At 40.3% G+C, this 18,636-nt stretch carries 20 protein-coding genes; 3 read left to right on the top strand and 17 right to left on the bottom strand.

Annotation, left to right across the window (positions count from 1 at the left end; translation table 11 throughout):
• The first annotated feature begins 5 nt into the window (after positions 1 to 5).
• A complete protein-coding gene (locus PCY17_RS05715; protein ID WP_301392123.1) occupies positions 6 to 680 on the top strand; it encodes a CD20-like domain-containing protein in 675 nt (224 codons plus the stop codon).
• Positions 681 to 902: 222 nt separating this feature from the next.
• On the opposite strand, the gene PCY17_RS05710 is transcribed toward PCY17_RS05715, so the two are convergent.
• Together PCY17_RS05710 and PCY17_RS05705 are read right to left on the bottom strand one after the other, a co-directional pair.
• Positions 903 to 1,619, bottom strand: a complete 717-nt coding sequence (locus PCY17_RS05710; protein ID WP_301392122.1) for a YebC/PmpR family DNA-binding transcriptional regulator — start codon at positions 1,617 to 1,619, stop codon at positions 903 to 905.
• 96 nt (positions 1,620 to 1,715) lie between these two features.
• The gene (locus tag PCY17_RS05705; protein ID WP_301392121.1) at positions 1,716 to 3,086 is read right to left on the bottom strand and encodes an MATE family efflux transporter; all 1,371 of its coding nucleotides are present in this window, start codon (positions 3,084 to 3,086) and stop codon (positions 1,716 to 1,718) included.
• Between the two features lie 108 nt (positions 3,087 to 3,194).
• On the opposite strand from PCY17_RS05705, the gene PCY17_RS05700 reads away from it, so the two are divergent.
• A complete protein-coding gene (locus PCY17_RS05700) occupies positions 3,195 to 3,749 on the top strand; it encodes a GNAT family N-acetyltransferase (RefSeq protein ID WP_301392120.1) in 555 nt (184 codons plus the stop codon).
• A gap of 201 nt (positions 3,750 to 3,950) precedes the next feature.
• Here the strand turns inward: PCY17_RS05700 and PCY17_RS05695 are convergent, their stop codons facing one another.
• From PCY17_RS05695 to PCY17_RS05665, 7 genes are all read right to left on the bottom strand, one after another.
• Positions 3,951 to 4,145 (bottom strand): PspC domain-containing protein, encoded by a 195-nt coding sequence (locus PCY17_RS05695; RefSeq protein ID WP_049502854.1) that lies wholly within the window; start codon positions 4,143 to 4,145, stop codon positions 3,951 to 3,953.
• Between the two features lie 181 nt (positions 4,146 to 4,326).
• Positions 4,327 to 5,481, bottom strand: a complete 1,155-nt coding sequence (recA, locus tag PCY17_RS05690; RefSeq protein WP_001085523.1) for a recombinase RecA — start codon at positions 5,479 to 5,481, stop codon at positions 4,327 to 4,329.
• Between the two features lie 41 nt (positions 5,482 to 5,522).
• Positions 5,523 to 6,791: a competence/damage-inducible protein A gene (locus PCY17_RS05685; RefSeq protein WP_301392119.1), complete on the bottom strand. Its 1,269-nt coding sequence runs from the start codon at positions 6,789 to 6,791 to the stop codon at positions 5,523 to 5,525.
• A gap of 79 nt (positions 6,792 to 6,870) precedes the next feature.
• A complete protein-coding gene (locus PCY17_RS05680; RefSeq protein ID WP_045762589.1) occupies positions 6,871 to 7,908 on the bottom strand; it encodes an LCP family protein in 1,038 nt (345 codons plus the stop codon).
• A 4-nt stretch (positions 7,909 to 7,912) separates the two neighbouring features.
• Positions 7,913 to 8,434, bottom strand: coding sequence for a GNAT family N-acetyltransferase (locus PCY17_RS05675; RefSeq protein ID WP_049526485.1), 522 nt, complete (start codon positions 8,432 to 8,434; stop codon positions 7,913 to 7,915).
• Positions 8,424 to 8,867 carry a tRNA (adenosine(37)-N6)-threonylcarbamoyltransferase complex ATPase subunit type 1 TsaE gene (gene tsaE, locus PCY17_RS05670; protein ID WP_301392118.1) on the bottom strand — a complete coding sequence of 148 codons (444 nt, stop codon included), beginning with the start codon at positions 8,865 to 8,867 and terminating at the stop codon, positions 8,424 to 8,426. The genes PCY17_RS05675 and tsaE overlap by 11 nt, the downstream gene beginning before the upstream one ends.
• Before the next feature lie 85 nt (positions 8,868 to 8,952).
• Entirely contained in the window at positions 8,953 to 10,374 is a 1,422-nt protein-coding gene (locus PCY17_RS05665; RefSeq protein ID WP_301392116.1) for an NCS2 family permease, read from the bottom strand.
• Between the two features lie 196 nt (positions 10,375 to 10,570).
• Between PCY17_RS05665 and PCY17_RS05660 the strand changes: the two genes are divergently transcribed.
• Positions 10,571 to 11,383: a Cof-type HAD-IIB family hydrolase gene (locus PCY17_RS05660; protein WP_049508958.1), complete on the top strand. Its 813-nt coding sequence runs from the start codon at positions 10,571 to 10,573 to the stop codon at positions 11,381 to 11,383.
• A gap of 128 nt (positions 11,384 to 11,511) precedes the next feature.
• On the opposite strand, the gene PCY17_RS05655 is transcribed toward PCY17_RS05660, so the two are convergent.
• The 8 genes from PCY17_RS05655 to mgtA all read right to left on the bottom strand — a co-directional run bounded on the left by PCY17_RS05655 (position 11,512) and on the right by mgtA (position 18,634).
• Positions 11,512 to 11,949, bottom strand: coding sequence for an SP_0198 family lipoprotein (locus tag PCY17_RS05655; protein WP_301392115.1), 438 nt, complete (start codon positions 11,947 to 11,949; stop codon positions 11,512 to 11,514).
• A gap of 95 nt (positions 11,950 to 12,044) precedes the next feature.
• A complete protein-coding gene (locus PCY17_RS05650) occupies positions 12,045 to 13,283 on the bottom strand; it encodes a folylpolyglutamate synthase/dihydrofolate synthase family protein (RefSeq protein WP_301392114.1) in 1,239 nt (412 codons plus the stop codon).
• Between the two features lie 409 nt (positions 13,284 to 13,692).
• Positions 13,693 to 13,998 carry a DUF1292 domain-containing protein gene (locus PCY17_RS05645; protein ID WP_000017624.1) on the bottom strand — a complete coding sequence of 102 codons (306 nt, stop codon included), beginning with the start codon at positions 13,996 to 13,998 and terminating at the stop codon, positions 13,693 to 13,695.
• 15 nt (positions 13,999 to 14,013) lie between these two features.
• Positions 14,014 to 14,433: a Holliday junction resolvase RuvX gene (gene ruvX / locus PCY17_RS05640; protein WP_006149608.1), complete on the bottom strand. Its 420-nt coding sequence runs from the start codon at positions 14,431 to 14,433 to the stop codon at positions 14,014 to 14,016.
• 3 nt (positions 14,434 to 14,436) lie between these two features.
• Positions 14,437 to 14,703 (bottom strand): IreB family regulatory phosphoprotein, encoded by a 267-nt coding sequence (locus PCY17_RS05635; protein WP_000507060.1) that lies wholly within the window; start codon positions 14,701 to 14,703, stop codon positions 14,437 to 14,439.
• A 96-nt stretch (positions 14,704 to 14,799) separates the two neighbouring features.
• Positions 14,800 to 15,372: an SP0191 family lipoprotein gene (locus tag PCY17_RS05630; RefSeq protein ID WP_000737513.1), complete on the bottom strand. Its 573-nt coding sequence runs from the start codon at positions 15,370 to 15,372 to the stop codon at positions 14,800 to 14,802.
• Between the two features lie 66 nt (positions 15,373 to 15,438).
• Complete coding sequence (spx, locus tag PCY17_RS05625; protein ID WP_000591165.1) at positions 15,439 to 15,837, bottom strand: transcriptional regulator Spx; 399 nt, start codon at positions 15,835 to 15,837, stop codon at positions 15,439 to 15,441.
• Positions 15,838 to 15,973: 136 nt separating this feature from the next.
• Positions 15,974 to 18,634, bottom strand: a complete 2,661-nt coding sequence (gene mgtA, locus PCY17_RS05620) for a magnesium-translocating P-type ATPase (protein ID WP_301392113.1) — start codon at positions 18,632 to 18,634, stop codon at positions 15,974 to 15,976.
• Positions 18,635 to 18,636 lie beyond the last annotated feature (2 nt).

Below are 18,636 nucleotides of genomic sequence, written 5' to 3'. Positions count from 1 at the left end.
CACACATGAAACAAAAAGAACAGAAACTCTTAGGAATCCTTGCCATCATCTTTGGAGCCCTGGCGCTTCTTGGTTCTTGGATACCTATCGTCAACATCCTATCATTTTTCCTTGCCATTGCCACTTTGATTTTAGGAGTTTCTGGCATTGCCCTCAATCTCAGAAACCGTAAAACATTGGCTATCATCGGGACAACCCTAGGTCTTATTTCCATTGTCCTTGTTTTAACAACTCAAGTTCTATCTACTCATGTCTTTACTGACCTTGCCAGAACCTTTAGTCACCCCTATAGAAACATCACTTCTTCGACTGATACTGAGGATTATGGTGAACTTCCTGATAGTAGTACAGACGAGGGGAATGACGAGGAGGATACTGAATTCTTCACTTGGAGCCAGGAACAGTTCGATGCCTTGGTAGAAGGGGACACTTCTGATAGCGGGAAAGGTGGCAGCAACTACAAAGATATTATCAGGAAACACGGAATCCCAGATTCAGAAACAGATTCAGTCATGGGAGACTATGAAATAAAAAGAATCACCTATCTCTCCATCAGTTCAGATCCTAAGACAGTTGTGCTCACCTTCGTAAAACAAGAAAATGGCCAGTTTCTTCTGATCCGTAAATTCGCCATCGGACTGGACCGCAAAGAACAATCTGATTCTGGAGTGAAAATTTAACATAACTAAAAAGGTGCTGGGAATAGCAATCGGTAGACCAAGTCTCGATCTCTAAATCCCAGCACCACGATATTTCCACAATCCATTGGATTATAGACGATTATAGATAACTAATAACGTTTTGGGCAAAAGAGATTTTTGTCTCTTTCTTACCCCTTTTGTCATCACAAGATAAACAAACCCCTTGAAAATATTGAATGTTCAAAGGGGTTATTTTCATTCTTAGAATCCGTCTACGTTCGTGTAGATTTTTTGTACGTCTTCGTCGTCTTCAAGGACTCCGTAGAGTTTTTCAAATGTTTCCAAATCTTCACCTGACAACTCAACTTCTGATTGAGGAATCATTTCCAATTCAGTTACTTGGAATTCTTCAATACCAGACTCACGCAAAGCAACGATAGCCTTGTGAAGGTCAGTTGGTGCAGTGTAGACAGTGATTGTTCCTTCTTCTGCTTCTACATCATCTACATCAACATCTGCTTCAAGCAAGAGTTCAAAAATAGCATCAGCATCGTCACCTGCAAATACGATAACACCCTTGTTGTCAAAGAGATAAGATACAGAACCTGAAGCTCCCATATTTCCGCCGTTTTTACCAAAGGCAGCACGCACGTTGGCAGCTGTACGGTTAACGTTTGAAGTCAAAGTATCAACGATCAACATAGAACCATTTGGTCCGAAACCTTCGTAACGACCTTCTGTAAAGGTTTCGTCTGTGTTTCCTTTTGCTTTATCGATAGCCTTATCAATAACGTGTTTTGGCACTTGCGCTTGTTTGGCACGATCGACAACGAATTTCAAAGCAGTGTTTAATTCTGGATCTGGTTCACCTTTTTTAGCTGCTACATAGATTTCTACACCAAATTTTGCATATACTTTAGAGTTAGCTCCATCTTTAGCTGTTTTCTTAGCTACGATATTGGCCCATTTACGTCCCATTAGGAATCTCCTTTTTTCACATTTTAATCTTTCTTATTATAACACAAGTCTACCTGATTTTCACTAGAGGAAATAGATTTTCTTTTGTAAATCAAGCTAGGATTTCCCACCAGCAACCAAGATTTTCTTGCCTTCTTTGATCCATGGATGCTTGGAAAGTGAGAAGTAAAGTTGAGCAGTCATAACTAGCCAGAGAAGGGGCTCACATAGAATCACACCTGTATAGCCTGTCCAAGGAATAATCCAAGCCACAAACACGATTTTCCCAAATAACTCGATAAAGCTAGATACGAGAGGTAGGAACTTTTGACCTAGCCCTTGTAAGCTATTCCTATAGATCAATAAAAGACTCAAAAATGGATAGAATACAGAACTGATGCGTAGGTATAAAGTCCCATTTTCAATCAAGTAGCCGTCTGTCGAACTTGCCAGGAAAGAAACCAGAGAAGGACTTGCAAAAAATAGGAAAATACAGGCAAAGCTCGCCCAAGCCATACTGATATAACTCCCTAGTCGAAGACCGTGAACAATACGTTCTGGACGTTTTGCCCCAAAGTTTTGAGAGATAAATGTGGTCATAGAGGCTGAAATAGCCGTCATTGGCAATAAGGCAAAGGCCATGATTCGGCGTGCTGCCGTCTGAGCGCTGATAATGACTGCTCCAAAACTATTGACAGAGGATTGCAAAATAACACTTCCGACAGAGACGATTGAACCCATCAAGCCCATGGCTAGCCCCTGCTCCAAAAGATCAATATAGAGAGCCTTATTCCATCTGAAATCTTTCCACCTAGGAAGGAGCTCTGGAACACTCTTTCGGATATAGAGATAACAAAGGATAGCTGACAAGCCCTGGGAGATAATGGTTGCAAGACCAGCAGATTGAACACCTAACTGCAATTGTGTAATAAAATACAAATCCAGAATGACATTAACGATGGCTGAGAAAATAAGAAAACCAAGCGCAGCAAGACTATCACCAACAGAGCGTAGCAAACCTGCAAAAAGATTATAAGCAAAGCTCACTCCCACACAGCTAACAATCATGGAGATATATTCATAGGACTGAGGAAGAATTTCTGCAGGTGTTTCTAGGTACTGTAAGAGTGGATAAAGACCAAAAAAGCCCATCAACATGACAAGCACACTCAAGATAATCCCTAAAATCCAAGTTGCTGCGACAGCTTCCTTAATCTTTTCAAAATTACGAGCGCCGTAGAGACGTGCAATAACAACCCCCATCCCATTTCCAACACCGAGGGCAAAGCCGATAATCAAATCAAAAATGGCTGTCGTTGCTCCGACTGCCGCCAAGGAATCTTGCCCTAAAAAACGCCCAACAATCAAGATATCAGCCGTATTGTAAAGTTGCTGAAAGATATTGGACAGTAGAATCGGTAATGCAAAACTAATTAGCGCAGGAAGGATGGGACCATGAATCAGGTCCACCGTTGATTTTTTATTCATAAGGCTATTATATCAGCTTTCTAGTAGGGGAACAAGGGAGTTTGGATAAGAAAGCGTTGCCTAGATACAAACAATCTGGTATAATCGTGACAGAAAAGGAGGCTATGTATGAGCTTAACCAGCCAGTTAATTACAGATATATTCCCAGACCTTGAGAAAGTTGACCAATTAAACAAGGAAGCCTTTCCTGAAGAAGAACGGGTCCCTTTGGAAGAATTTTTAAGTTACCAAGATAGAGATGACGCTCACTTTTTCGCTTTCTATAACGAGGAAGAATTTGTCGGCTTCGCTTTTGCCATTTCCAACCAAAAAGCTTTCTACATTAGCTTCTTTGCCATTATGCCCCATCTACGTAGTCATGGCTACGGGAGAGAAATCATTGAAAAACTCATTGATTTTTACCAACGTACCATGATTCTTGAAGTGGAGCGTTTGGACGAGGATTGTGATAACCTCGAACAACGAAAAGCTCGCATGGACTTCTACCTACAAAATGGTTTTAAAACTGCCAACGCTCTATTAGAATACGAGGGTATGAGCTTTGAAATTCTCTATCGCGGTGACCATTTTGATGAAGAAGCCTATCGCAATATCTTTCAAAAATTGCAAGAAGAGAATTACTTTGACTTCCACATTGAGTACCGTCGCTTTAGTGAACACTAATCTAGATTGCAACTTTGAATCTCCATTAAAGATTTGTAATTTTCTCTATAACCGATATACAATCACCTGTCGCAGGTGATTTTTTATTTTTCCCAAAGAAGATGAAAATTTGAAAAAAACTATCCCCAGCTCATCATAAATAAGGCTGAAACAATTTTGTTTCAGCCTTATCATGATTTATCTTATAAAGATGCACTAAGTTTACGCTTCTGTTCCAGCTTCTGGCATGATGAGCCAAAGAATGAGGTAAGCAAGAATTCCTGATCCACCTAGCAATGTAAAGAGAATCCAAATAGCACGAACCAATGTTTGGTCCATATCTAAATAGTCAGCAAGACCTGCACAAACACCAGCAATTTTTTTATCTTGAACGTTACGAACTAGACGTTTTTCCATAATAATCTCCTAATACTAATTTTTCTTTTAATTTATTTTATCATCAAATCAAATCTTTTTCAATAGGCTTTCTGCTTTTTATCTGAAGATGCTAGTTTTAGCAAATCTTAAGCTCACATTGTTTCAATTCCTTAGTCCAAGATAACAGAAAAAGTGGGGATTCCTCCGCCACTTTTACTTTTTAATCTTCAATTTCGATTTCAAGATCATCGCCAAGGTCAAGAGTCACTTCTTGATTAGCTACTTCTGATTCCACAGGTGCAACTTTTTCATCAGCTACCGCATCATCTTCAATCAAGCCAAACTTGACACGAACTTGGTGGTCAATCTCGTCAAAGACTTCTGGGTGATCCGCCAAGTATTTCTTAGCATTTTCAGAACCTTGACCGATCTTTTCGTCTTTATAAGAGTACCATGCTCCTGCCTTCTTGATGATGTCAAGATCACTTGCAATCTTCAAAAGCTCACCAGTTCTTGAAATTCCTTCACCATACATGATTTCAACAAAGGCTTCTTTGAATGGTGGAGCTACCTTGTTTTTAACAACCTTAATCTTGGTTTCCTTACCTACGCTCGTATCTTTTTGGTCACCAGTTCCCTTGATTTGTGTGCTTCCACGAACATCCAAACGAACAGAAGCGTAGAATTTAAGGGCACGTCCACCAGGAGTTGTCTCTGGATTACCAAACATAACTCCTACTTTTTCACGCAATTGGTTAATGAAGATAGCGATTGTCTTAGTCTTATTAATAGAAGCTCCGAGTTTACGCATAGCCTGGCTCATCATACGAGCTTGAAGACCAACGTGGCTATCTCCGATATCTCCATCGATTTCTGCACGAGGTACAAGGGCAGCAACTGAGTCGATAACAACAAGATCAACTGCACCTGAGTCAATCAATTTCCCAGCAATTTCAAGACCTTGCTCACCTGAATCTGGTTGTGACAAGAGCAATTCATCGATATTAACACCAAGCGCTGCTGCATAGGCTGGATCAAGAGCGTGCTCCGCATCGATAAAGGCAGCAATTCCGCCTTCTTTTTGCGCTTGCGCTACCGCATGAAGGGCAACCGTTGTCTTACCTGATGATTCTGGCCCGTAGATTTCGATGATACGTCCCTTTGGATAACCACCTGATCCGAGTGCGATATCAAGAGCCAAAGAACCTGAGCTCATCACTTGGACCTTTTGCTCTGCACGTTCACCCAAGCGCATGATTGATCCCTTACCGAAATCTTTTTCAATCAATTTAAGGGCATCGTTTAGGGCTTTTTCACGATCAGCACCAAATTTTTTGCCAATTTCGTCTAATTTTTTTGTTGGTTTTTTCGCCATTATATTCTCCTGTATTCTAATAGTCCTTAGACCTTCTTCTATTATAACAAATCTCCAGCACTTAATAAAGCTTTGCGAACTAGGTTAAAGGCATGTAAGACTGCAATTTCTCGCACATCTGCACGACTTCTACCTGCGATATTGGCCTGGATAACTTCTGTCCCCGAAGCTTGCGCCAAAGCGATAAAGACGGTACCTGCTGGATGTCCTTCTAGACTATCTGGTCCAGCCACTCCTGTCAAACTAATTCCAAAATCTGACTGGGTCTTGATTCGTGCCTGTTCAGCCATTTTTTCAGCAGTAAAGGCTGAGACGACTCCGTGTTTTTCCAATTCAGCATGTGGAATATCAAGCATCTTAGCTTTTTCTTCAAGGCTATAGGTCACAAAACCACCTTTAAAGATAGCAGATACACCTGAGAAATCAGCCAAAGTAGCTTGAAAAAGACCTGCAGTCAAGCTTTCTGCTGCAGTGATAGTTTTCTTTTGCTTTTTCAACTCTTCTACTACCAGGCTAGCCAAGCTGGTTTCTTCCCCATAGCCATAGCAAATTTCTCGAAGTGAAACACCCTCAAAAGTTTCTCTTTCAAGGATTTTTTGTTCTAAAGTATCTAGAACACGATCCGCTTCTTCTTGACTCTTAGCCTTGGTCGATAAGCGAAGCGTCACTTCCCCAGTTTTAGCATAAGGTGCCAAGGTTGGATCCGTCTGCTGGTCAATCAAATCTGATAGAATGGTCACTAGCTGGCTCTCACCAATCCCAAAGAAACGTAGCACACGTGAATAGAGCTTAGATCCCGTTGTCAATCTTGGAAGCAACTCATTTAAAACCATAGGTTTCAATTCACTTGGAGGTCCTGGTAGAACGACGTAGGTTACCCCAGCCACCTCGATCATGCCACCGACTGCCAGTCCTGTTTCGTTTGGTAATGGAGTTGAACCTTGAACGATTTGAGCCTGGCGTTCATTATTTGGAGTTCTAGCATAGTCTGGTCGATGAGCAAAAAAGTCATCTAGCTTAGCCTGAGCCTGAGGATCAAAAGTCAAGTCACGTCCTAAAAATTGGGCCAAAGTTTGCTTGGTCAAATCATCTTCCGTTGGCCCCAAGCCACCTGTTAAAATAACTAGACTACTGCGATTCTGAGCAATTTCTAACAAGGATAAGAGACGAGCCTCGTTATCTCCTACAGCTGTCTGAAAATAGACATCTACACCGATTTCAGCCAACTTTTCAGACAAGAATTGCGCATTGGTATTGACAATCTGACCTGTCAAAATCTCTGTTCCAACAGCTATAATTTCTGCTTTCATTTTTTCCTCCTACTTACCTATTCGGATTTCTTTGAAAAAATCGCAGGATAATTCCTACGATTTGATGAATAGTTTCCTATTATTCTAACTCTTCTACTGCAACACTAGTAGATTGAGGCAACTGACCCTGACCATAAAGATTCTCATACAAGACTACGTTGGTCTCCAAATTCGTAACTTCTGGTTGCCCGAGTGAACGGCGTAAAAGATTTTGCATCTCTAACATATGCTCAGATGTCACGATTTGGTAAGATGTCCCTTGAAGCATTGCATCCTCTCCACGCAATTGTTGAGACTCAATATTCTTAAACGAATCTTGATAACCCATCAACTGAGGAATCGTTGTTGTTGTAATCTCGATATTTGTCTGCATATTGTCACTAAGAGCCTTCAGAATCTCTTGATAGTGACTCACACTGTTCAGACTAAGAATCTTCTCAACAACTTTTTGAATCACTTCACGCTGACGTTTTTGACGACCATAGTCTCCTTCTGGATCCTGATAACGCATACGTGAATAAACAAGGGCTTCTTCACCATTTAGCTTCTGTTCACCAACACCGATAGAAATTGTATTAAATGGTTCCTGATCTTGGATAGAGATTGGGAAACCTAGAGTGTTGTTCACTGTAATTCCACCTACTGCATCAACCATTCTTTGAAGTCCATGCATGTTGACCATCACATAACGGTCAATATGGATATTCATCATTTTTTGAATCGTTGAAATAGACAACTCTGCTCCACCATTGGCGTAGGCGGCATTGAGTTTAGCCTCCATTACACTACCATCTGGCTGCTGGATTTGTGTGAGAATATCACGCTCCAAACTCATCATGACTGTCTTCTTGGTTTTAGGATTCACTGTCACCAAGATCATTGAATCACTATTACCAGCCCATGGATCTGTACGTTCAACATTCCCTGTGTCCACTCCCATAAGCAAGATCGTCAGAGGTTCGGTCGCTTCAATGACCTTGGTTTCTTCTCCGATTTTTTTATAAGTTTTGGCCAAAGTCTGTGTACTCTGTTGGTAGATCGTATAGGCATAAGCTCCCACACCAAGTACTGTCACAAGAACAAAGCCTAAAAACATTCCGATTATCTTTTTTGCCATACTTTTATTCATCTATCAGTTGACCCATCAGGTAAACATCTAGAAACTCTCCTCCTTCTATACAAGCACCACGTTCCTGTAATCCTTCTATGTTAAAGCCCATTTTTTCATACAGATGTACCGCAGCAAGATTTCTTTTTTGAACTGTCAATTGTAACCGTCGAATACTACCACTTGATTTGGCCCATTCAATAGTTTCTTCCATCAAGATACTACCGAGACCATTTCCCCAGTAAGCTTTTTTTATTCCTAAAAAGACATCTCCAATATGACGGACTCGCGGACGTTGATCAGCTGTTGTATTGATGATTCCTACTAACTCATCATTCAAAAAAGCGAGTAGGGTAATTTGATTATCCGACTGGGCCTGCTTATCCAAAAAATGTTGCATTTCAGACTCACTCATTGCAATCCCATTTTCATCCAGACTGGTAAAACTAGTCTCTTGACCAATTTGATCTAAGAGAGCAATGACCGCTGAAGCATCCTGGGCTTCCGCTTCACGGATTAAAAGATCATACTCCATCCGTCAATCCTTTCAAAAGTTCTGTCGCTCTTTGGCCATGAGCATGAAAGACGATTTCTCGGCCCTCATCTTTTTTAAGGATTTCTAACTCCAGATAATCTGATGGAAGATTTTCCCCCAATAGATGTCCCCACTCAATAACCGTTACACCTGAACCAAAAAGGAATTCATCCAAGTCGATAGAATCTGCATCCCCTTCGATGCGATAAACATCTAAGTGATACATGGGTAGACGTCCTTCATATTCTCTAACAATGGTATAAGTAGGACTCTTAATCATTTGATGAATGCCTAATCCCTTAGCCAGACCCTTTGTTAGCGTTGTTTTCCCAGCACCTAATTCACCAGTCAAAATCAACACATCATTTTTTTCTAACAAATGCCCTAAGTCTTCCCCAAGTGCAATCAACTCATCTTCATTTTTTGTGTACATGTATTTATTATACCAAAAAGTTTTATTTTGTGATATTTCCATCAACAAAAAAAGAGGAGACTCCCCTCTTTTTTTGTTTTTGTCATTAGTTAAGAGCCATACTGATGTAGTTCAAGATAAACAAGGCATCCAAAATCCAAATCATGACATGCACATCTTTCACTTGACCTTTGACAACCTTCGTCAAAGTATAAGTTAAGAAACCAACGGCAATCCCTTGTGTGATTGAGTAGCTGAATCCCATAAAGATAGATGTGAAGAAAGCTGGAACAGCTTCAGCCATATCATCCCAAGGGATATTTTTCAAGTTAGAAAGCATCATAATTCCGACGATGATCAAAATTGGTGCAGTTGCAGCTGTTGGAACAATTGCTAGAAGTGGGCTAAAGAAGCTTGATAGGGCAAAACAGATGGCAACAACCAAAGCTGTCAAACCAGTACGTCCACCAGCACCGATACCCGCTGCAGACTCAACATAAGTTGTAACGTTTGAAGTACCTGCAATAGCACCTACTGAAGTTGCCACCAAGTCAGAGTAAAGAGCCTTATCCAATTTAGCTGACTCATGGTTTTCACCACTTGTTGCAATGATACCAACTTTTTCACCAGTACCGATAAGAGTACCGATAGTATCAAAAATATCTGTCAATGAGAAAGCAAGAATGGCCATCAAGGTTTCTGGTAAACGAGAAGTGTTTGAAATCAGAGATCCCAATCCTTCTGAACCAATAGCAGCACCAAACAAAGTTCCTAGGTCGTTAACTGCTGATGAAAGATTATTGCTTGCAAAGTCAATGCTAGACAAATCAACAAGACCAACAGCAATGGCAAGAACTGTCGTTGTCAAAATAGAAAGGATGATACCACCTTTGATTCCCTTAACAACGAAGAAGATAGTAATGGCAAGACCTGCAAGAGCTACCAAGACAGCTGGAGTGTTGAAGTCTACCAATCCTGGAACAGCTGCTGAGTTTGCAGTAAGTGCTGCTTGAGCCTTATCTGCTCCTTCACCTGCTACTGTATAGGTACCTGGGTCAATCGAGAATTTCAAGAGACCAGCATTCTTAATCCCAACATAAGCAAGGAAAACCCCAATACCAGCTGAAATCGCTGAACGAAGAGTTGTAGGAATAGATTCGATGATCATTTTACGAACATTGGTCAATGTAATAATCAATGAAATAATCCCACAGATGAAGACCATCCCAAGGGCTTCTTGCCATTTATAACCCATCCCAAATACGACGGTAAATGTGAAGAAGGCATTTAGTCCCATACCTGGAGCTTGCGCATATGGCAAGTTAGCATAGAAGGCCATCATCAAAGTTCCCACAACAGAACCGATAATTGTCGCCAAGAATACACCCTGAACAGGCATTCCTGTTTGTGAAAGCATTTGAGGGTTTACAAAGAGAATATAACTCATTGCAAAGAAAGTTGTTAAACCAGCAAGAACCTCTGTACGGACATCTGTCCCGTGCTCTTTTAGTTTAAATAGTTTGTCCATTTTTAATCTCCTTTGTCATTTTACGAACAATACTACTATTATATCACCAATCATTCATCTTTTCAAGATGTTTTTTCTAATTTTAAAAATTCTTATAAGATATTATTCTCCCTATTTTCGCTTATTATCAGCTTTTCTAGTCACTTTCTGATATAATAGAAAACATCTTATCTGAAACTAGATTCGGGAGGATTTTATGACTAAAAAAATGATTGCCGTCGATTTGGACGGAACCTTGCTCAACTCTGAAAGCAAACTTTCTGATTTTACTATTGAAACGATTAAGAAAATCTCTAAAAAAGGCCACCAAGTTGTTATCGCAACTGGTCGCCCTTACCGTATGGCCAAAGATTTTTATGATCAACTTGAACTTGAAACCCCTATGATCAACTTCAACGGTTCACTCACTCATCTGCCAGGTAAGACTTGGAAACATGAAAAGTGTCTGACTGTGGACAAAAAATACCTCTTGGATATCGTGAAACGAAAAGAGGAGATCGAGGCAGACTTTATCGCAGGTGAATACCGTAAAAAGTTTTACATTACAGCCCCAGACAAAGAAATTGCCAACCCTAAATTATTTGGTGTTGAAAACTTTCGCCCTGAAAATCAATTCCAGTCTGACTTAGTGACCAAGGGGCCTAACTGCATTTTATTACAAACTAGGGCAGACGATAAATATGCACTAGCTGAAGAGATGAACAGCTTTTACAAGCACCAACTCAATATTAACACTTGGGGTGGCCCTTTGAACATTCTCGAATGTACTCCCAAAGGAGTTCACAAGGCCTTTGCCCTCGAATATCTTCTCAAGGTCATGAATATAGACAAACAGAATTTGATTGCCTTTGGTGACGAACATAATGACCAAGAAATGCTTTCTTTTGCAAGTAAAGGCTATGCTATGAAAAACGCAAATCCTGCTCTGTTACCTTTCGCAGACGAGCAATTACCATTGACCAACGAAGAAGATGGCGTCGCTCACTTTTTACAGGAACGATTTCTTTAATTTCCCTCATTCTATACTTTTGGGGTAGGCATTAGCTACCTTAAGAGTATGGAATTTTTTAAGCTCAAAGTTAATGAAAAAAGGATTTGAATCCGTCTTTTACAGATCCAAATCCCAACAAATGATGTCTATTTCTTTAAAACGATACGATCTGAAGCCTCACGGTCCATGTCATCGATAATAATCTGGTTCTCTTCAGCCACATAAATCTTGATATCGTCTCCAATAAAGACTCTCTGATTTTCTGGTTCGAAGGTCACCTTCTTCACCTCTTTATCTCCGTTCGCTTCAACTTCTGTCCACGTTCCGGTATTTCCAGTGACTACAAGAGTAATGCTATCACCCTCGTCTTGTCCCTTGTAGGTCCCATCTATATTAGTAGTTGCGTCAGTCTTTGCACTAGTAGTAGAACTAGAAGCACTGGTTTCTGATACTTGACTAGTGCTCACTTCAGAGCTAGGGCTTGCTTGGGATGAAGGTGTCGACTTAGTTGTTGACGAACAAGCAACTAAAAGACTAAGACTTGCCACAGTAGCAAGAGAAAGTGTAAATTTTTTTAGTGACATAATGTCTCCTTTCTTTCAGGAGCTAAAGGCAGAAAAACTGCAGAACTATTCTACTTATACTATATCAAATAAAGGAAACAAGGTCAATCAAGCAACTATGTTTTTATAAGGTAGGCACGAACTTCAGATATAAAATAGAGGGAACCTGTAACAAACAGTAAGTCTTTCTCCCCTGCAGACTTTTCAAAATCATCTATAAAGTCTCGATAGGAAGCAACTCTATGATAGTCGCTCAAATCTTTATCCTCCAAAGATCCCTGATAGTCAAAACTCGTCACATAGAGAGCTGTATCAGGCAAATGATCGGTCAGATAACCAAGCATGCCACTGTAATCTTTACGCTTTAAAGCTCCAAAAAGGGTTTGAGGTTGATAACCTTGCTGAATTTTTTCCTGGATAAATTCAACTAACCGCTCCAAGGCTGGTAGATTGTGGGCACCATCTAGATAAATGTGCTCCGTAACAGCTTCTAGCCTCCCAGCCCAGCTGGTTGTTTTCAAAGCACGTCGGATAGATTCCTCATTGACCTTTTCACCTCTCCCTGTCATAAACAACAGAAATGCCTGCAAAGCAAGGGCGGCATTTTCCTCTTGATAAGCTCCTTCCAATCCTAGTTTTAATTGGGTCAAATCCGCTAGAGAAGAAGAAAAATTTCCTGATTTGAAAGAAAAATCTCGGTCAGCTTGGTAGAGAGTTACATCTAGATCTTCTGCTATCTTTTGACAAACGAGCTGGGCTTCAGGAGCTAAGTTTGCAATCACTGCTACTCTTTCTGGCTTAAAAATTCCTGCTTTCTGTTCAGCGATTTCTTCCAGACTATTGCCCAAGGTCTCCTGGTGATCTAGGCCGATTGATGCAATAACTGCAATCTCTCCAGTCACCACATTAGTGGTATCAAGAAGTCCACCAATCCCAACTTCTAATAGAACTAGATCCACCTCTTGTTCTTTAAAATAAAGCAAAGCAATCACGGTTAACAACTCAAAAAAAGACAATTGATCATGTGTCTCTAGGAGTCTTTGCTCCATTTCCTTAACTTGATTTGCTAAACGGATAAAGTCTGCATCCGATATAGGTTGACCATTGATACAAATCCGATCATGAATGCTAACAATGTGGGGCGAAGTAAAGGTCCCCACCTTCTTGCCGTGCGAAACAAAGAGCTCTCTCATAAAGGCGATGGTTGAACCCTTTCCATTTGTCCCTGTCACATGGATAATAGGATAGGCTTGCTCAGGGTTCCCCAGCAAGTCTACCGCTCTCTGCATCCGCCCCAAACCTGATCTGAAATTCAAACCGATTCGACTATGAAGCCATTTTTCTACTTCAAACACGCTTAATCTCCTTAATCCTTAATAAAAAAGCGAAGATTCTCTTCGCTTTTTACTTCATTAGCTAGTATTTAATTCTAGTATGGGAGAAAAATATCCCCCGGACGTTCCTGCTTTTTCTTATTTCTAAAAGCAGGGGTAAAAACATCCCCCGGACTTACCAGTTCTCTCTTATTTCAAGGAACTGGGCTGATACAGTCTCCCAGACTTACTTACTGTCTTTATTTTTAGCGTAAGGGTAAAAACGTTCCCCCGACTTACCAACTCTCTCCAGCTTCTAGGAGTTGGGGTAAAAACGTTCCCCGAACTCGCCAGCTCTCTCTTAATTCAAGGAGCTGGGCTGATACAGTCTCCCAGACTTACTTACGGTCTTTATTTTTAGCGTAAGGGTAAAAATGTTCACTGAACATTTTTACTCCTCCATAAAGCTGTTGAAGACTTCTTCAATCATGTTCCATTCATCTTCTGAATCTTCAGGGATTGGTTGCAATTCACCTTCTGTTCCATCTTCATTTTCGATGAATGAATAAGCTTGGATTTCAACTTCACCGTTTTCATCTTCTTCTGCGTTAACTGGTACAAGAAGCACATAGTTTTTACCAAATTCTTCTTTTCCGTCAATAGTCAAAAGGATTTCAAATAAAGTTTCGTTTCCTTGCTCATCTACAAGTGTAATAAGTTCACGTTCTTCGTGATCGTGGTTGTGATCGTGTGACATAGTTTCTCCTCTGTCTTAAAATTTTCTATCTAAATAATTTTGCAAAATCAATTGAGCAGCTAATTTATCAATAACTTTTTTACGCTTATTGCGACTAATATCCGCTTGCTCAATCAACATACGCTCTGCAGCGACCGTAGTTAGGCGTTCATCTTGATACTCTACTGGTAGACCAAAGAGTTCTTCTAGTTTGGCCCCATAGGCTTGGCTGGCTTCTACCCGCGGTCCACTGGTATTGTTCATGTTTTTAGGCAAACCAACAACAAAGCGCTCCACTTTATAAGTATCAACCAATTCCTTGAGTCGTTCGAAACCGAACTCTCCCTGTTCTTCATTGATTTGGATGATTTCAAGCCCTTGTGCCGTAAAACCTAACGGATCGCTAATCGCTACTCCTACCGTTTTGGAACCAACGTCCAATCCCATAATTCTCATAGATTATAGATCGACTCCTTGTCCTTTAAGGTAGTAGCGAACCAGTTCTTCAACGATTTCATCTCGCTCATACTTACGGATTTGATTTCGTGCATTGTTATAACGAGGAACGTAAGCTGGGTCTCCACTGAGAACATAGCCCACGATCTGGTTAATAGGGTTATAGCCCTTTTCATTCAAAGAAGCATAGACATCTGTCAATGTTTCACTGATTTCTTTTTTATTGGAATCGTCCAATTTAAAACGTACGGTTTCTTCAGTAAATCCCATTCTAACACCCTCTTTCCTTAGAATAGTACTATTATAGCACATTCGCGGTCGTTCTACAAATCACACAGTCTGATTCTGCTGATTTTCTCTGACTTTTTACTGGACTGTTGCCCCATTTGCAACACGATTAGCAATATAGTCCTCTGGTTCGTTTTTCAATAGATTTTCCAGTCCAACATTCTTCAAGTATTCGTTTTCACTTGCTTTTTTGAGATCCAGTGTTTGGAAATCATAGCTAGTCTTGGTTTCCATCTCTTTCTCATTTAAAAGAGTCGTTTCGATGGTAAATCCTGAAATTTTTCGAGCCGCTTGAACAGACTCATCCTTGTCCTCAGCTTCTTTTAGAGCTTTTTTAGCTTCATCTAATCCTCGCTCAGAAATATAATTTTTTAAATCTTCTGATACTGGACGCTTTTGCTGAATGGTCAAGCTTAAAAATTGATTGCCTTTGTAGGTAATGATTTGAGTTTGCTGAGCACCACTCTCATCAGCTGGCAAAACCAAGGTCTTGGTAACAACTGTATTCTTGGTTGCATTTTCTAATACGGGCAAGGTAGACTGTAGGGCTTCTTGAGAACTCTCAGTAGTTGAAGCTGCTGTTTCTTTTTTCTGACCACATCCAACGAGCAAAAATAGTGCTGCGAATGTTCCAATGACTAACTTTTTCATAAATCCTCACATGTTATCCAATTTAAATATTAGAGAAGGCCAGGAGTCACTCCCAGCCTTGATGTTTTATAGAGCCGCACGTAAACGCGCTTCTGCATTTTCCACATTACGGACAGAGCGTGGCAAAAAGGCACGGATATCGTCTTCTTTATAGCCGACTTGTAGGCGTTTCTCATCTACAAGAATCGGACTTTTCAAGATACGTGGTGTTTCCATGATTAGGTTGAGCACTTCATTGACACTCAAATCTTCGATATCAACACCAAGGGCCTTTGCATAACGATTTTTCGATGATACGATACTTGCAATTCCATTGTCTGTTTTTGTCAAAATATCAAGTAGTTCTTCTCTCGTGATTCCTTCCTTACCGAGGTTTTGTTCTTTATAACTTAACTGGTGGGCATTGAGCCAGGTCTTCGCTTTTTTACAGCTAGTACAACTTGAGACTGTATAAATTTTGATCATGTACCTACCCCTTTCGCTACATGTTACTATCAGTTTAGACTATTATACCATAAAAAACATCGGACTTGCGACCTATTTTTAAAAAAATTTTAACTTTTTTGGCAATTTTTGAACTTTTTTCTTGACAAAACACGAACTATAACCATTCTTTATATTTCTTAATGTAAAATTTCTTAATAACGGTGACGCTAAACATGTACAAGAAAATAATACCGACTAAAAACAAGAAGTATGGAAGTCCCAATGGAGCTAAACGAAGGATATTCACTAGTGGGCCATAAGGTAGACTAGTTACGAAGAAAGCCGCAACCAAAGTTGTAAAAATCACAAGCCAAGCTGGTCTGCTTTGTACAAAAGGAACTTTTGCTGTACGAAGCATATGGATAACCATAGTTTGAGACCACATAGATTCGATGAACCATCCTGTTTGGAACAAGATAATAAACTGAAGGGCAGATTCAGAACCATGAACATAATGATAGCCTGTCACCAAAGGAACAATGATAAAATAGAGGAAAATAAAGGTCAGAATATCAAAGATAGATGAAATTGGACCCATCCAAACCATAAATCGAGTAATAGATTTTGCTTCCCATGTATGGGGTTGTTTGAGGAAGTCTTGATCCACATTATCAAATGGCAATGCCACACAAGACAAATCATAGACTAGGTTTAAAACAATGAGATGAACAGGAGCCATTGGTAAAAATGGCAAGAAGATACTCGCAACAAGGAGTGAGAAGATATTCCCAAAGTTTGAACTGACGGTCATCTTGATGTACTTGGTCATGTTGGCGTAGACCTTACGACCTTCAACGATACCAGTTTCAAGAACCATGAGATCCTTGTCTAACAAAATAACATCCGCTGTTTCTTTGGCAATGTCTACTGCTGTATCTACAGAAATACCGACATCTGCTACCTTCATAGATGGGGCATCATTAATACCGTCACCCATATAACCAACTCCATGACCGTTTCTCTTCAACTGTAGAATGATACGCGCTTTTTGGTCAGGTGACAATTTAGCAAAGACTGTTACTTTTTCAACCACTTCTGCCAATTCTTGGTCTGTCATTTGGTCGATATCAGAGCCTAAGAGCATATGTTCAACATCCAAACCAACCTTTTCACAAATGGCTTGGGTTACTTTTTCATTATCTCCAGTTAAAATTTTTGTTCTGACACCATGTTCAAGCAAAGCTTGAATAGCTGGTGCTGCAGATGGTTTTGGTGGATCCAAGAAGGCAAGATAACCCGTAAGGATCATGTCACTTTCATCAGTCACAGCATAGGCATAATCTTCACGTAGACCTGATTTGTAGCCAACACCTAAGACACGCAAGCCTTGACGGTTTAATTGACCAACTTCTGCCAGTACTTCTTGGCGAATATCTTCGGTAATAGGGATTATTTCTCCACGATATTCCACATGTGTCGAAATGGTCAACATTTCTTCCAAGGCGCCTTTGGTCACCATACTAACAACATTGCTATCATCTTTGACGATAACACTCATGCGTCTGCGTTCAAAATCAAATGGTAGTTCGTCGATTTTTTGGAAGCTAGTGTCTAGATTTTGTAGGATAACATATTCCTTGGCTTCTTTTTCAGTTCTACTGATAATGGCACGGTCCATCAAGTTTTTCAAACCTGTTTGAAAATGTGAATTTAGATAAGCCCTTCTTAAAACCGCCATATCCAAATCACCATGGATATCCAAGGGATATTCTAAGACAATCTCATCTTGCGTTAGAGTTCCAGTTTTATCCGTACAAAGGATATCGATTGCTCCTAAGTCTTGGATAGCATTGAGTTTTTTGATGACCACCTTTTCCTTGGCCATAATAATAGAACCTTTGGCCAAGCTGGCTGTGATAATCATCGGAAGCATTTCTGGTGTAAGTCCGACACCAACGCTCAAGGCAAACACTCCAGCTTCTAGCCAGTCTCCATCGGTCAATCCATTTGCGAAAAACACGATTGGAACCATGACAAGCATCAAGCGGATCAAGAGCCAGGAAATGCTGTTCATTTCACGTTCAAAAGAAGTTGGCTCATCATAGGTGTTGAGAGTTTGTTCAATAGCTCCCATCATGGTATCATCACCAACCGCTAGAACCATAGCCGTAGCACTTCCTGAGATAACGTTTGTCCCCATGAATGCCAAAGATTCTGCTTCTAGTAGGCTATCTACATTTTGATTGGTGGCTTTATTTAAAGCAAGTTTTTCGACTGCATCACTTTCTCCAGTCAAGCCTGACTGTTGAACGAAAAAGTCGCGTGATTCAAATAAGATAACATCTGCAGGAATCATATCTCCCGCACTCAATTTCACGAGGTCTCCCACAACCAAGTCATCGATGGGTAACTCTTGTTCAAGACCATCGCGAATAACAGTTGCTGTATTGACAATCATTTTTGAAAGATTGGTTGTTGCCTTGTCACTCCGCAACTCTTGAACAAAACGGATGCCTCCTGAAATCAAAACCAAGACAACGATAATGATAGAGGTTGTCGGGTCCTCTTGACCAGGTTTGGCAAGCCAGACGTTTGTAACGAGAGAGATAAAGGCAATCACAAGCAAAATGATTGTGAAAGGATTGATAATGGACTCATAAATCTTTTTAAAGATGGAATCCTCTTGACCCTTTGTGATGGTGTTTTCACCATATAGGTCACGGTTTTCTTCGACTTGTTCTGAATCTAAGCCTTTTAGACTTGTATGGTAAAAAGCTAGACTTTCTTTGAATGGAGTTTGAATAGCTGCTGCTAATCTTTCTTTTGTAGTTTTCATTG

This window comes from Streptococcus sp. SO2, from assembly GCF_030440025.1.
Note: the sequence above shows the minus strand (reverse complement) of the source record. Positions and strands in the feature narration are given on the sequence as shown.